Origin of the sequence: Vibrio sp. 10N.286.49.E11 (genome assembly GCF_041469505.1) — a bacterium.
In the GTDB taxonomy this organism is placed as follows: Bacteria; Pseudomonadota; Gammaproteobacteria; order Enterobacterales; family Vibrionaceae; genus Vibrio; species Vibrio crassostreae_C.
This window is the reverse complement of record NZ_JBFRKQ010000027.1, coordinates 154,386-169,436: the sequence shown is the minus strand read 5'-3', so window position 1 is coordinate 169,436 and position 15,051 is coordinate 154,386. Positions and strand designations below refer to the sequence as shown.

General features: G+C 45.3%; 10 protein-coding genes. 4 read left to right on the top strand and 6 right to left on the bottom strand.

The features are described 5' to 3' along the window. Positions 1 to 113 precede the first annotated feature (113 nt). Entirely contained in the window at positions 114 to 1,028 is a 915-nt protein-coding gene (locus tag AB4167_RS05350; RefSeq protein WP_371721309.1) for a DMT family transporter, read from the top strand. 108 nt (positions 1,029 to 1,136) lie between these two features. On the opposite strand, the gene AB4167_RS05345 is transcribed toward AB4167_RS05350, so the two are convergent. From AB4167_RS05345 to AB4167_RS05335, 3 genes are read right to left on the bottom strand one after another with little or no spacing between them, the layout of a single operon-like run. Further along, on the bottom strand, positions 1,137 to 2,318 hold the full coding sequence (locus AB4167_RS05345) for an MFS transporter (protein ID WP_102394010.1): 1,182 nt from the start codon (positions 2,316 to 2,318) through the stop codon (positions 1,137 to 1,139). Then, positions 2,308 to 3,456 carry a phosphotransferase gene (locus tag AB4167_RS05340; RefSeq protein WP_372136254.1) on the bottom strand — a complete coding sequence of 383 codons (1,149 nt, stop codon included), beginning with the start codon at positions 3,454 to 3,456 and terminating at the stop codon, positions 2,308 to 2,310. The genes AB4167_RS05345 and AB4167_RS05340 overlap by 11 nt, the downstream gene beginning before the upstream one ends. 11 nt (positions 3,457 to 3,467) lie before the next feature. Then, positions 3,468 to 3,752 carry a GNAT family N-acetyltransferase gene (locus tag AB4167_RS05335; RefSeq protein ID WP_004732803.1) on the bottom strand — a complete coding sequence of 95 codons (285 nt, stop codon included), beginning with the start codon at positions 3,750 to 3,752 and terminating at the stop codon, positions 3,468 to 3,470. 274 nt (positions 3,753 to 4,026) lie between these two features. Between AB4167_RS05335 and AB4167_RS05330 the strand changes: the two genes are divergently transcribed. After that, complete coding sequence (locus tag AB4167_RS05330) at positions 4,027 to 4,773, top strand: flagellar brake protein (protein ID WP_017065025.1); 747 nt, start codon at positions 4,027 to 4,029, stop codon at positions 4,771 to 4,773. Between the two features lie 192 nt (positions 4,774 to 4,965). On the opposite strand, the gene AB4167_RS05325 is transcribed toward AB4167_RS05330, so the two are convergent. Beyond that, complete coding sequence (locus tag AB4167_RS05325) at positions 4,966 to 7,326, bottom strand: Lon protease family protein (RefSeq protein WP_017061577.1); 2,361 nt, start codon at positions 7,324 to 7,326, stop codon at positions 4,966 to 4,968. A 240-nt stretch (positions 7,327 to 7,566) separates the two neighbouring features. Here AB4167_RS05325 and AB4167_RS05320 point away from each other — a divergent pair, with 240 nt between their 5' ends. Together AB4167_RS05320 and AB4167_RS05315 are read left to right on the top strand one after the other, a co-directional pair. Further along, complete coding sequence (locus AB4167_RS05320) at positions 7,567 to 8,061, top strand: hypothetical protein (protein WP_102320288.1); 495 nt, start codon at positions 7,567 to 7,569, stop codon at positions 8,059 to 8,061. Positions 8,062 to 8,073: 12 nt separating this feature from the next. Beyond that, a complete protein-coding gene (locus AB4167_RS05315; protein ID WP_372136253.1) occupies positions 8,074 to 9,702 on the top strand; it encodes an ABC transporter ATP-binding protein in 1,629 nt (542 codons plus the stop codon). Positions 9,703 to 10,526: 824 nt separating this feature from the next. Here the strand turns inward: AB4167_RS05315 and AB4167_RS05310 are convergent. Together AB4167_RS05310 and AB4167_RS05305 are read right to left on the bottom strand one after the other, a co-directional pair. Then, entirely contained in the window at positions 10,527 to 13,631 is a 3,105-nt protein-coding gene (locus AB4167_RS05310) for an efflux RND transporter permease subunit (protein ID WP_102394013.1), read from the bottom strand. Then, a complete protein-coding gene (locus tag AB4167_RS05305; protein WP_032545691.1) occupies positions 13,628 to 14,950 on the bottom strand; it encodes an efflux RND transporter periplasmic adaptor subunit in 1,323 nt (440 codons plus the stop codon). The genes AB4167_RS05310 and AB4167_RS05305 overlap by 4 nt, the downstream gene beginning before the upstream one ends. Positions 14,951 to 15,051 lie beyond the last annotated feature (101 nt).

The window sequence follows — 15,051 nt, the reverse complement described above, 5'->3', positions numbered from 1 at the left end:
TCAAATTAGAGATAAAAAAACAAAACTTTTCTCCGACTACCTTTCTATACTGTGCCACGTCATTAAGGCGCTACAAGCCTATGATTTAAAATAATTATTAATGAGTAGTCACCATGAATTCGAAGTCGCTAACTATTTTGCTTTTTGTCTCTGTTTGCTTAATTTGGGGAACCACTTGGTTCGCTATGGAAGTAGCATTGCATTCTATCCCACCTATTTTTGCTACTGCGTTGCGCTTTTTACTTGCAGCACCTCTGCTTGCGGTATTAGCGAAAGTCTTCAACCAACCACTGCTGTTCCCTAAAGGTAAGCGCCAATGGCTGCTTATTGTTGCGCTGATGTATTTCGCGATTCCGTTTACGTTGATGATCTATGGCGAGCAATACATCTCTTCAGGTTTAGCGTCGATCATCTTCGCCAACATGCCTGTGGCTGTGATGTTGATGTCTGGCTTATTCTTAGGTCTACGACTGGCGAAGCACCAAATATTCGGTTTGATTACCGCTGTTGTGAGCCTATGTTTAATCCTTGGTAATGAAATGCAGATGGGTGGCGATGACTACCTAATTGGCACGGTTTGCTTAGGCCTTGCTGTTGCGATTCACGCAGTGATGTATGTGTTAGTTCAAAAGCACTGCAAAGGTATTGAAGTACTAACCTACAACGCTGTACCGAGCCTAATTGCAGCTCTATTCTTATTTGCTGTATCAGCTATAGGTGAAAACGTGAATATTGAATCTTTCACTTGGGACTCAATCTCTGCTGTGGTTTACCTAGGCTTTGTGGCGAGTGTTGGCGGCATTGTGGCTTACTTTAAATTAGGTCAGGTTTCGACACCTTTCCAAGCATCTATCTGCTTCCTAATTTTCCCTGTGGTTGCACTACTGATCTCTTGTTACATCAATGGTGAGGTTCTATCTGAACAGTCACTTGTAATGATGATTCCTCTACTTTGCGGCATCCTGCTAACCAAAGCACCAAAGGGAATCTTCAAGCTGCGTACCGAATTAAAAACCGTAAGAAACTGATCCGCGTGAAACCTATTTTGCGGATTAGATATACATATCCCACATAAACAAAAAGCTCCAATATCACTATTGGAGCTTTTTGCTTATTTCATAATATCGAGACCAACATTAGCGCCAGCTAAACATTCGCACTTCGTTGCCCTCTTCAGGTTTCTTCGGAATGTTTAAAGATAGCGCTAGAGAAACCACGGCCATCACTGCACCAATATAGAAAACCGTTGCAGGAGAAGACAACCAAATCACACCAAACACCACTGGAATAACGACCGCTGCAATATGATTGATGGTGAAAGAGACACCAGCAGTTGATGCCATGTCTGCCGGGTCTGCGATTTTCTGGAAGTAAGTTTTGATCGCCAGCGCCAATGCAAAGAACAGGTGATCGATCACGTAAAGTGCCGCCGCCCATTCCGCGCTTTGCACCAAACCATAACCGACAAACACACCAATCAAGCCAACATACTCGAAGATCAACGCTTTACGCTCGCCAACCACACCGATAAATCGACCAATGCGCTTCGCAAACAAGAAGTTAAATAGGTAATTAACCAAGAACAACAATGTGACGTCGGCAGCCGAGTAACCAAACTTCTCTACCATCAAGAAGCCTGCAAACACAGTGAAGATTTGTCTTCTCGCACCGCTCATAAACGTTAGCGCGTAGTAGAGCCAGTAACGCTTCCGCAGTACCAACTTCTTATTCTGTGGCGTCTTGGTTTGAAACTCAGGGAAGCCAAAGGTCATCACCAAAACCAGAATAAAACCAATACCGCCAGTAATACCGTACACCCAAGCAAAGTCGAGCTTCAGCTGTTCTAGCATCACCCAGATAGATCCGTAAGTGATTAAGGATGCCAACGCGCCAACGGAGATCATCTTACCTAACATCTCTGGTGCTTCTTCTTTACTCAACCATTGTAGTGACAAAGACTGCTTCAGCGTTTCAAAATAGTGGAAGCCCGTCGACATCAAAATCGTAGTCAGCAACAGACCAGTGAGTGAAGGGAACAGACCCGTAATCGCGGTGCCTACAGTGAGCATCGCTAGCGATATCAACATAAAGCGTTGTTCACGTATGAAGGCCAGCACAAACACTACGGTAAACGCTAAGAAACCAGGTATTTCACGAACACTTTGCAGTAAACCAATATCCGCACCATCAAAGTTCGCTTTTTCAATCACGAAGTTATTAAGCAGTGCCATCCAGCTCGAAAACGCGATAGGGACAACAATCGAAATCAGTAATAAAAAGTTTTGCGGCGTTTTCCAGCTCGCGGTTCTATCGAACATTGACGGACTCCTGTTCGTCTAATTGAGTGAGCACTCGTAAGGTCAACTGCTCAGTATAAGGGTTAATCTTCCAATGCTCTGGGCTCCAGCCTTTTACGAAACGTTGGAAATCGGCCCACGCCACGTAAAACATTGGTCGCCATGCTGCTTCTACCTCATCAAATGAAAGGTGTGGCTGATAGTACGCCAATGCCTCTTTCAAGTAGTGGAAGTAAGCATCTAGTACTTCTGATTCAAGCTCTGCGCAATCTTGTGGCCTAATCGCGCTGCTCATGAACAAGGCGACGTCTTTCATCGCACAGCCGTAACCCACATATTGGAAATCGACCGCAGCTGCTCGCTCGCTTTCAGAATCAAAACAAAAATTGGCGAGCTTGGCATCGCCATGGACTAAGGTTTGATATGGACACTCTTTGAGTAAACGGTCGATGTGCTTGGCTTGATTCTTCAATGGTAAATCAGCCAAGGCATTGAGCTCATCAGGACGTGTATCTAGATGCCAATAAGTACCGACTTGCCACAATGATGACAACTGCTCTTGATTGATATTGATATGCTTTGCGTGAAAGTTAGCGAGCCATTTAAGGCAAGCATCGCGTTGTTTTTGCTCTTCTCGTGTGTAACTAGGTGCCTGATAGTCAGAAGCAGCAAGAACATCAAAATGAGAGGTTAACGGAAAACCTATATCCGCTAAGTCTTGCATCACAATCAGCCACTCATTCTCTTCTAGTTCACATTGCAGCCCAACAGGTACAGGGCAGCGCTCATCCCATTGTTGGGTGAATGACTGATACCAAGCTGTTTCCACTTGGTAAGAGTGTACCTTTCGTTGGTGAGAGAGTTTGGTATTCCAACCCTTTGGGTGTTCAGCTTTATCTGGCAACGCGACATGTTTAGCAATCACACTCTTGAGTTCCGCACTGCTTTCTTGAGAAAAGACTAAGCGAACTAACTCGCCATATCCACCCCATAGGCGTTGAATCACTTGGACATCAAACCCTTCATGACAACCCAGCGAGGTCGCTATTTTTTGATAAAGCTCATTTTGATAAAACTCTTGTTGATAAAGCTCTGGCTGATTTTGACTTGAACCCGCTTCAGGTTGAGCTCGATTATTCGACGATATTGATTGAGACATATTACTCGTTGTTATGCTTTATCGGATAGAAGGTGTGACCACTGTGGCTGCCTATTCATGTAGTGAACCACATAGCTACAAACCGGCACAATTTTGAAGCCCGCTTGTTCAATTTCAGGCAATACCGACTCCATCATCACCTTCCCAAAGCCCTTGCCTTGCAGTTCATCAGGAATGCGTGTCGACGTGATATGTAGTACATCTCCGTCCTTTTGATACTTAACGACCGCGAACTGGTTGGGTTCTAACTCTACCGTGATCTGGTTCACTTCTTGATCCCATTTTACTGCCTGCATTCTCAACTCCTGCAAATAATTGATACGACAAACAATAAAAGTTTGAAGTATGAGTTCCTTGTAATAGACTAGCTCAAGTGCATATAAATAAAACTAAGTACTTACAATCAAAGAAAATATTATTATAGCGTGTGGTTATAAATAAAATTCAAACCAATTAAAAGCACTCTATAAATTGTGTTAGTACACCTACTAAATCTAGCACGTAATAACCCCTTATTAGCAAGTTACCAGTATAACTAACAGACGCATGTTGGCGCATGGAGAACATATAATGAACGCACCTCTGAAGAAGCCTTTGGAGCATAATCAGGCACTTCAAGACCCTCGTAATCGCACCGTTTCCACTATCAATAGCACTGATGCACTGGCCATGATTGAGCACGGCAGTGAGCTGACATTAAATGTCTCGACTCCCGTTGGCACGAAGTTTCTCGCCACCACCAAGTTTATCGGAACGCACAGTGATAACTGTATTGTGGTTGAGGTTCCCGAGGTATCCAATGAAGATCTGAACTTTTTCTTTCAAGAAGGTTTTTGGATGACCGCTCGTGCGTATTCTCTACGAGGTGAAGGCGCGCTTATCCACTTTAGAAGCCAAATTCACCATAAGATTGGTGAACCCTTCCCTATTCTAGTGCTGTCTACACCAAGCACGATGCAAGTGACACAGCTACGTAAAGAAACACGCTATGAAGTGAATCTGGCTTCAAGAATCATCTTCAACGACCAGCGAGCAAACTGTGAGATAAGAGACTTATCGAAAAGTGGTTGTCGTTTCGTTACCTCACCAACCTCTCGTGCGATTCAGATTGCCGATCGCGTGTCTATTGAGATAACCCCTGAGAACTACAACGGACCACTGATTCCGCCATTGCGAGGCATCGTCTGCAATCTACAGAAATCGACACACTACGCTCGATACGGTGTCGAATTTGATGATATTGGCCGAGCTAACGCCAAACACTTGTTGGCAAAACTGAAGTTCGATGGCACCAAGCTTTGCTTACGAAATGGGTAACGCCTTTTAACACGCGACTTTCACCGAATACAGCAAGCTGACCAAATACAAATAGCTCACTGGTAAACCAAATCGTAACCAACAAAAAAGCCATCGACTCTAGAATCGATGGCTTTTGCGTTTTAGCTGTTTATCTGTTTGTTTATCTATCTATTTAGCTTAGCTATTAAACTGTGTATCTAGATATTCAAACTATTTGCGCAGTGCGTTCAGTTTAGCTTGGGCGATACCAAATATAGTATCAATTGGATAACTACCCTCATCACTCGCCTCACCTGCGGCTTTGCCTGTGAACAGTTCAATCGCTTCTGTTACATGGTCAATCGCCCAGATATTAAACTCGCCCTTTTCAACCGCTTTCACAATATCGCTACGCAGCATCAGGTTGTGAACATTTGAACGCGGGATGATCACCCCTTGTTCGTTTGAACGCCCTTTGATTTCACACACATCAAAGAAACCTTCAATTTTCTCGTTCACACCACCAATTGGCTGAGACTCACCAAACTGGTTCATCGAGCCTGTAATTGCGATATCTTGACGGTTTGGTTGCTTAGAGAACGCTGATACAACCGCACAGAACTCGGCCATACTCGCACTGTCACCATCGACGCCACCATACGATTGCTCGAAGGTGATGTTAGTGGTGAGCGGGACTTTGGCTGTCTTACCAAATACGGAAGAAAGGTAAGCCGACAAGATCATCACGCCTTTTGAGTGAATACTGCCACCTAGGTCTACGTTTCTTTCAATATCAATCACTTCACCATCACCGTAAGCGGTGGTTGCCGTGATTCGGTTCGGCGCACCAAACATATGATCCGTCGTGCTGAGTACAGACAGCGCATTCACTTGCCCAACCGCTTGACCATCAACATGGATTAGCGTTGTGCCGTTAGTGAAGGTTTCCATCACGCTGTCTTGCAGTCGTCCGACACGCATCTGTTGGTTAGATAACGCTTGGTCAACGTGCGTTGCACGAATCAGGTTCGATTTTGAGCCTCTCGCCACGTAGTTTGATTCACGAAGCAGATTAGCAATGTGAGCAGAGTGCAGAGACAATTTACCTTGGTCACCCGCCTGACGAGAGCTGTGCTCAATGATGCGAGCGATCGCTTTACGGTCACAATGCAGCATGTTGTTGTCGTGCACGATGCTCGAAATAAAGCGCGCGTAATGCATTTCAGAATCGGGAGTACGCTTCATCTCATCTTCAAAATCGGCCGTTACACGGAACAGTTCACCAAACTCTGCATCGTAGTGTTGCAGCAGTTGGTAAGTTCGGTAATCGCCAAACAGGATGATCTTAACATCCAATGGAATCGGTTCTGGATCAAGCGATACCGCCCCCGTTAAGGTCACCTCTTTTTCTAATGAAGTGAAGCTCAATTGACGTGAACGCAGTGCTCGTTTCAAGCCTTCCCAAACGTACGGCTGCTCAAGTACCTTCACCGCATCCATCAGTAATACGCCACCGTTGGCTCTGTGTAAGCTACCTGCGCGAATCAATGAGAAGTCAGTAAAGACAGTACCCTTGAACGTCGCCGTTTCTACATAGCCAAACAGAGAGTGATAATTTGGATTCTCTTCCACCACGATCGGCAGAGTCTCCTCCTTTTGGCTCACAATCACGTTAACCTTGTAGCGACGCGGCATTTTCTTATCCAAAGAAGCGGTTGCAACTTCGGCTTGCTCAGTGCTCTCTTCTAAGAAGATGTCAGCGTTGTCGACAATGTCTTTACGCAGTGCCGTTAGGTACTTTTTAATGTCTGGATATTGGCTGTAATCCTTCTTCAATTGCTTGATGAAGTGCGTGATCACATCTCGCGCCGTATCATCATTCAGCTTTTGAATTTTCTCAGTGTACGTCTCTTCAAGTTCCGTCAGTTCACGAGAGATGGTTCGCAGGCCGACTTCCAATCCATCAATGGTTTTATCGAATTGATCTTGCTCTTCCGGCGAAAGCAGATCAAAGCTCTCTTCGGTATGAAGATCATCGCCATTCATTGCCACAAACTGGTAATCACCCTGAGTGGTGATCGTCAGGTTAATGCCCTTGTCTTTCGCTTCTTGGCTAATGCTTTCTAACGCGGCTTGTTGCTTAGCTGCTAATTGGTTTTTAAGCCTGTCAGCACGGCTAAAGTACATCTCGTTATCAAACGCTAGAGGCATACCTTTCAGCAGTTTACGCATCAATTTTTCAATATCTTGCTTTAAGCTGCTGCCAACGCCACGCGGCAATTTCAGTACCTTAGGTGTACGAATATCTTCAAAGTTCGCGATATAACACCAATCAAAAAGCTCCTGCACTTCTTGAGGGTGACGGTTCAGATAGCGCAAGATCATGGTGCGTTTACCCAGACCATTTCGCCCTATCGCATAAATGTTGTAACCCTTTTCCTTGATTGACATCGCGAACTCAACGGCTTTTTGTGCCCGTTCCTGCCCGACGATTTCGTCAATTGGAGCCAGTTCTTTGGTCGACTTACATGGTAGCTTGTCTAAATCCGCTACCTGATACAGCTGTTCTGTATTGAGTCTTTGCATCGCCATCGCCGCCTCCTTAGTCCTTCATTACTTGGGTGTAGATAAAATCAGTGTAGATGTAATTTCCTACAAATTTAGTGACTTACGCTACACAGCTGTTCAACTGAACAAATAACACACAATTTAAGCCATTTTTAGGAATAGCTCGTCATTTAATTCACCAACTTAACATGTGAATGATTTTAATTTGCAATTGATAACAAATATCATTAACATTTTCAGATATTATAAATTGAGGATGTGGATATGGAAATTGAACGATGCTGGATGCACTACCTAAAAGCTGAACAGTTAATGGAACAAGGTCACTGGCCTGAAGCACAGCGCCTATATGGTGATGTTCTAACCTCACTTCCTCACCACATCCAAGATGCAGCATACCAAAGCGATATCAAGCCTTGCCAATTTGCCTGCTTGCTTGCCGGGTTAAGAGACGCGAGCGTCGCTCAATCAGAGATACTCAACCGATTAGGTCAGCACCAACAAGCCTTCGATACCTTGAATCAATCTTACGCTCTGATGCAATTTATCTCTCTGGAGAACACTGAGCTGATTCAACGTACCTTTGGATTATTGGAAAAGCAGAGCGAAGGTTTGCTCAATCACCTGATCGCTTTTTGCAGCGCTCAGCGCAGTTCGTATTGGATGCTCGAACTAGAACAAATTCAACGTGCTCATCACCATTTTGGGCAACTTAAAACCACGTCAGAAGTGAAATCTTCACCTAATGTCTTAAATTGATAAGGATATATCATGTCGGACCGGGCCATTCTTAAAGTCAATAACCTCTCCGTTAGCTTCACAACCAATGATGGAATCATTGATGCGGTAAAAAAGGTTAACTTTACCCTTAATTCTAGCGAAACCTTGGCCATTGTTGGTGAATCAGGTTCAGGTAAATCAGTCTCTTCTAACGCACTCATGCGTTTGCTCCCTGATAACGCCATCATTGATGCTCAATCTGAAATAGAATTTGAGGGGCAATCAATACTTGGCAAGACTGAACGAGAAATGCAGTCGATTCGTGGCGACAGAATCGGCATGATCTTTCAGGAACCGATGACCTCTCTCAACCCATACCTGCGCGTGGGCACACAAGTGGCTGAAGCCATTATGTGCCACCGCAATGTATCGAAATCAAAAGCAAAACAGCGTGTGCTAGAGCTCTTCAATCTTGTGCATTTACCAATGCCAGAACAGGCTTACAACAAGTATCCGCATGAGTTTTCAGGCGGTCAGTTGCAGCGCATCATGATTGCGATGGCTTTAATCAACGAGCCCGATATTTTGATTGCCGACGAACCCACCACCGCATTGGATGTGACCGTACAAGCGGAAGTGCTTTCTCTTATCAAAGAAATCCAAAACAAAATGGGCATGGCAATTTTGTTCATCACCCATGACCTTGGCGTAGTAAAACATTTTGCCGACCGTGTTCTGGTGATGTGCAAAGGTGAGCTAGTTGAAGAAGGGATGACTCAAGCCTTATTCGAGAATCCAAGACACGATTACACACGCATGCTGATTAACTCGATTCCTAAAGGCGCTAAGGTTCCTGTTGAGGCGTCAGCCCCAGAGCTATTGTCTGCTGACGATATCCGAGTTCAGTTCTTGGTTAAATCACATTTCATCAAGAGTAAAAGTCAGTACTTCGAAGCCGTAAAAGGCATTTCGTTGAATCTTAAACAGGGCGAAACCTTGGGTATTGTTGGTGAATCCGGATCAGGAAAATCAACACTGGGACGAGCGTTAATCGGCTTGCTGCCAAGTACCGGACGTATTGTTTACAAAGGCCAAGACGTTAGCTTATTAAATGATAAAGAGCGTCACAAGCTCAAGAAAGATGTCCAAATGGTGTTCCAAGATCCTTATGGTTCTTTATCACCACGCATGACAGTTGGGGAAATCATCACCGAAGGCTTAACGGTGCATCAACCTCATCTATCCAAGCAAGAACGTTTAGAAAGAGCGCGCAAAGCATTGATTGAAGTTCGCTTAGAGCCAAATTCAATAAACCGTTATCCGCATGAGTTCTCTGGCGGACAAAGACAACGTATCGCGATTGCTCGCGCGCTGATTCTTGAACCTTCTTTCATTTTACTGGATGAACCGACTTCAGCACTCGATCGCTCAGTACAACTGACCGTGATCGACCTACTGAAAGACATTCAAGCTAAGCACAATATCGGCTTCCTATTCATCAGCCACGATCTCTCGGTAGTGAAAGCTCTGTCGGATCGAGTGCTGGTGATGCAGAAGGGCGAAGTGATGGAAGAAGGGGCTGCAGAAGAGATTTTCAATGCGCCGAAAAACGACTACACCAAGAAACTGATCGCAGCGTCATTCGACTTAGAAAATAAATCGAAAAAAAATGCCGCATAGAGGGAACTAATCAACATTAACAGCGTCTTATAAGTACATTCTGAATAATATCGCTACTCAAAATAATTGGAATTGCAGCTAGGCAACAAATAAGTTCAGCCCTATGAGCATAGGGGCTCTATGTGATTTGGGTGAACTTAGGCAGTTAACAACGCTGCGGCTTCAAGTATGAAGAGTAGAATGGGTTTCACTCTAGAATGGATATAGCAAAACTGGTTTGGCCGCCAAAAGAGAAATGTCGCATGGATGCGACATTTTTCGTTTCTGGCGTATATGAAAAATCAACTCAGTGATTCATGCCGGTGATTATGAAGGTCTGATCAAGTTTAAACAGGGTTAACTGATAGTCGGATCACAGCCGCAGAGCGGCTTCGTTCAACTCGTTTTTGGACATTTATTTGCCAGCGCTTTCGTTAAATTAGCAAACCATCAATAACCACAGGTACGGCAAAACAAAAAAAACCACTTTCCAGAGTAGGGAAAGTGGCCATGTATAAGTGGCTTAAATAACAATAATGTTTTACTTAGCTAGCATATGCAATCAAGTTAAACGGGGCAGCTGTCGCTAAAAATGATAATTGGACAGAAATGAGTTTTGGAAAATCAAACATTAGCAAATGACTAATAACTTCAGGTATGACAAATAACTAAACCTGATAGAAAAACTGCCACCAAAGAGCAAAAGACAAGACCTGACCCTATTGTTTTTTGTACGCAAAAAAACAGCAGTCAGTGATAGGGTTTAATCGCCAAATAAATTCTACGCAAACTACCATTTTCATGCCGGGCTAAATGACATGGTTCAGCATGCACTCCCAAGGGCCTCAAAGGGAAGATTGAGCACCTTCTGCCCATTTGGTCAGCTTTAAATCGTCCAAAATAAGCAGCACGCAAGGCACAACAATTGACGCTAGTAACGTAGCCGAGACTAAGCCAAACGCAATACTGGCAATTAACGGGATCAGAAATTGCGCTTGCGTACTGGTTTCGATTAACAGTGGAAGCAATCCTGCAAATGTGGTTAACGAGGTGATAAATATCGCTCTAAATCGGTCACGTACCGCCTCTCGACAAGCGTCTATCAAGCGCTCGCCTTGGGCGATATTCTTCTTAATAAAATTGACCAACAGAATGTTATCGTTAACGACGATACCCGCTAAGGTAGCAAAGCCAACCAAGCTTGGAATAGTCAAATCGAACCCCATGCCCAAGTGCCCCCATACCACACCAATCCAGCCCATAGGGATTGCCAGCAGCACAGCAATCGGTTGAGTGTAGCTTTGTAACAGGAACACTAAAATAAGATAAATCCCCACCACGCCAAGAGCAAAGAAGGTCGCCAGCGAGGAGCCCGTATCTGAGCTTTCTTTATCCTGACCTTGCGAGGTGAAGGTGATGTCTGGGAATTTGTGTTGAGTTTGCGAGACAAATTCGCTATTGAACTGCAGCATGATTTCACGCGCATTGGCAACCCGCGTATCGATATTGCCTTGCACAACCACAGTGTTCATCCCATTAATGCGGTGAATTCGCGAGAAGGCTTGTTTTCTGTCAAACGTCGCAACACTTGATAATGGAACTAGGGTTCCATTGCCTGCCGTCACCATCAAGTTATTCAACTCATACAGGCTAGCTTGGTGCGTAAACTCATCCAGTCTCACACTAATATCCACCAGCTCGCCTTGTTGGAAAACCGTCAGATCAGTACTGCCTTTTACCGCGCTGCGCAGCGTTTGAGCAATGTTGGAAGCATTAACTCCCATCACGCCAGCTTCATCTTTAAGGTTAACGTGAAATTCGGTTCTGCCCTCACGCAGATCGGTGGAGAGGTTATAGACACCGTCAAATCCCTTCAACCATTTCACCAGCGAGCGGCTGACTTGATTGAGCTCTTGTAACGACTCACCCTGAACCCGAATATCAATGCCATTGCCAGCAATGCCCCGTTCTTTATCGGTAAACTTGAGTGAAACCACATCCGCCGTAGGGCCTACTTTTTGTTTCCAATCTTGGATCAGATCTTTAATGCTCTGCTGCCTAAATTGCGCTGGCAATAGATCGGCACTGACGGTTGCCATATGCGGCCCCGACTCATTAGCATCAGCATTTGAGTTGAACATGATCGTGGTGCTCGCGACCAAAGGTTTTGAGCTTGGGTATTTCTCTGCGTATTCTTGGTTGAGTTCATCAAGCGCGTTTGAAACCTTCTCCACCACCGCCTCTGTCTGGCTCAGTAAACTGCCTTGAGGGAGCAAGATACGCGCCTGCAGCACATCACTTTCCAAGGCAGGCATGGCTTTGAATTTCAGCCAACCTGACGAAATGGAAGCGGTTGAAATCATCACCACCATCACCAATATCCCTACTGAAAGATAAGGTGCATTCATCGCCTTGACACTCACTGGCACAAAGAATCTGTCTCTGATGTTTTCAAAACCGGCAATGAACTTGTCCCGTATAGGATTAGAGCGAGATTCAGTATGGCTATGTGCCAAATGAGACGGCAAGATCAAGAAAGCTTCTATCAGACTAACAAGCAAGGTAATCAATAACACGATGGGAATATAGCGTAGTACTTCGCCCATCTTGCCTGTGAGAAACATCAGCGGCCCTATCACCATAATGCTGGTAGCAAACGATGCAATCACACCTGGGAAGACTTGTTTGGTACCTTCAACTGCAGCGTCAAACGCGGGTAGCCCTTGTTGCCTCTTGGCAGCGATGTTTTCTGCAATGATCAACGAGTCGTCCATTAGCAGACCAATCGCGACAATCAGCCCGACCAGCGTCATCATATTCAGGGTATAACCGAGAAGTTGTATCGCAAAAATGGCGCCAAGGAATGAAACCGGCAGCCCCATGGTGACCCAAAAGCTAAAGCGAATATTAAAAAACGCCCACAACATCAAAAATGCCAGTGCTAATCCCTGTGCGCCATTGCTGGTGAGGATTCTCAGACGCTCAATAATATTGGTGCTGGAATCTTGGGTGATGGTTAAAGCGACGCCTTCAGGGGCTCTCGCCTGTTCTTTTTCAACGATGCTGACGATCGCATCTTTGACCGTTAAGGTATCTTGAAATTGCGTTTTGGACACCTGAAGCAAAGCGGCACGCTGACCATTGAACAGGATTTGATTTTCATCGCTAGTGAACTTCTGCTGAATAACGGCAACATCACCGAGGCGAACCTGAGTCCCCGTCTCACTGGATTTAATCACGATATTTTCGAAGTCTCTGACGTTGCTGCCTAAGTGGTCGAAGCGGACGCTGATCTCTTCCAAGTCATTACTAAATACGCCAGCAGGAGTGCTGATACTTTGCTGTTGTACTAGATTGGACAAGTCGGACACACTCAGGCCGTACTGCTGCAACTTCCACTGCGATACGCGAATTTCTATTTCTTGATCCGCAAAACCGCTCACGGTCACCTGAGCGATCAATGGGCTCTCTTTTAACTTATGCTTAATTTGCTGGGCATAGAGATATAAGTCCCTATCTGACATATTGCCGGTAATCGCGACACTGGCCACCGTTGCCACTCGGTCCAGTTTCGACACCGTGATCTGCTCAACTCGATCCGGAAAATCACTGATGGCGTTAACCTGCTGTTGAATATCGCTGGTTAAAGTGTCAATGTCTTCATCATCGCCGATTTCCACATTGGCGATGACCAAACTCTCTCGGGCATCACAGCTTAACTCTTTAATTCCACTCAGCTTGTCGAGAGAATCTTCCAACGGGTAACACACTTCTTCCATCATCTCAAAAGGTGACGCGCCCGGATAAACGATCCGAACCTCAATATTTTTGGTCGGCGTCAACGGAAAAGTGTCTTTCTGCAGTTTGGGCAAGGCAAAAGCCCCTAACAGCAGTACCGCCATCATCAGGACATTGGCGCCAGTGGTGTGCCGAGCAAAAAAAGCGATCATAATTTGCCCTCTTTCTGAATCGCGTTTAGGGCTTTAAATCCGCTCTGCGTATCCAACCAAAGGCCGATTTTCTCATCCGGTTGCGGTTGTAAAGCCATCCCCTCAACGGCGGGTGAAAGTTTACTTAGCACAACCACATCACCGAATTCCACGCCAGATTTGATCACCGCAACCTGCCCTTGGACGAAATCTATCCTGACAGGTTTGCTTTTCAGTTTACCTTCAGAGACAGTGTAAACTTTACCATCATGGATGGCGTTTATCGGTAGCAAGACTTGTTGCTCCATCATTGGTGCTTTAATCGTGACTTTAACGAAAGTCCCACGAATAAGTGGTGGCTTCTCCCCGGGAATGGCTTGCTGATAGGGCTGATTTACTTGTGCAACCAGGCTTTGGCTTTGAGTCTGAGCATCGATTTCACCGCCGGAGCGGCTGATCTCGGCAGGCCAAGTAATTACTTTATCGCCTGCTTGGAGCTCGACTGTCGCGCTCAAGTTGCTATGAACATCTTCGTCAAGCGAGTCAAAGCGATTGGAATTTCTTAGCGGACGCATTTTACCAAGCGGAAACTGCGCGCGAACCTCAACGGCATCGATGTCATCCGCTTTGAGCAGCAATTCCCCCTTGTTGACATACTCGGCGAGTCCAACCAAGGTTTCGACAATGCGAATATCAAATGGGGCTTTAATTACGGTTTGTTCGAGATCTCGGTTTGCAAGTGCTAGTTCCGTTTGCAAAACCTTTTGCTGCGCTTGATTAATTGCCAGTTGGTTTTTCTGTGTCTGGAGCTGTTGCTGGCTGCTGAGCAAGTCTTTGGTCGCGCGGTCTTTCTCTGTTTTGGAGATATGCCCGGTTTCACTCAATTTGATTGAGCGGGCATATTCTGACTGTTGTACCTCAAACTCTTTCTCTGCAATCTTGAGCGAATCGATAATGGTCTGATTCGTTAGCATTAGCACTTCAAGCTCAGCTTGCAAACGGGCAATAGTAAGTTGATAAGCGGTGGGGTCAATTCTAAGGAGTTCGCTGTCTTTGCGGATAATAGCGCCCGTTTTGTATTGCTCAGAAACCCACACAACCGCGCCGTCAAGTTCAGACTGTGCCTGCCAGTCTTGAACAGACTCGGTATGTCCATATCCGATGGCAGAAGGTTGGATATTTCGCGGCTCGACTTTCAACACCCGAACCACCTTTTTAGCAGCCGTATTACTCGCATTAGGCGGTTCAGCCTTCATCCCTGGTGCGATCACCAATAACGCGATGCCCAACAAAACAGGAGGAACAAACAGAGCCCTTTGTAACCAGCTATACCTAGTCATAGCGATTCCCTTACTATATATTAGCTTTTCCTTAAGCAAAAGGTAGCACACCAACATAAGCGGATTTGCTTCCTTGATCTCAAAATAAGTCAGGCCTCACA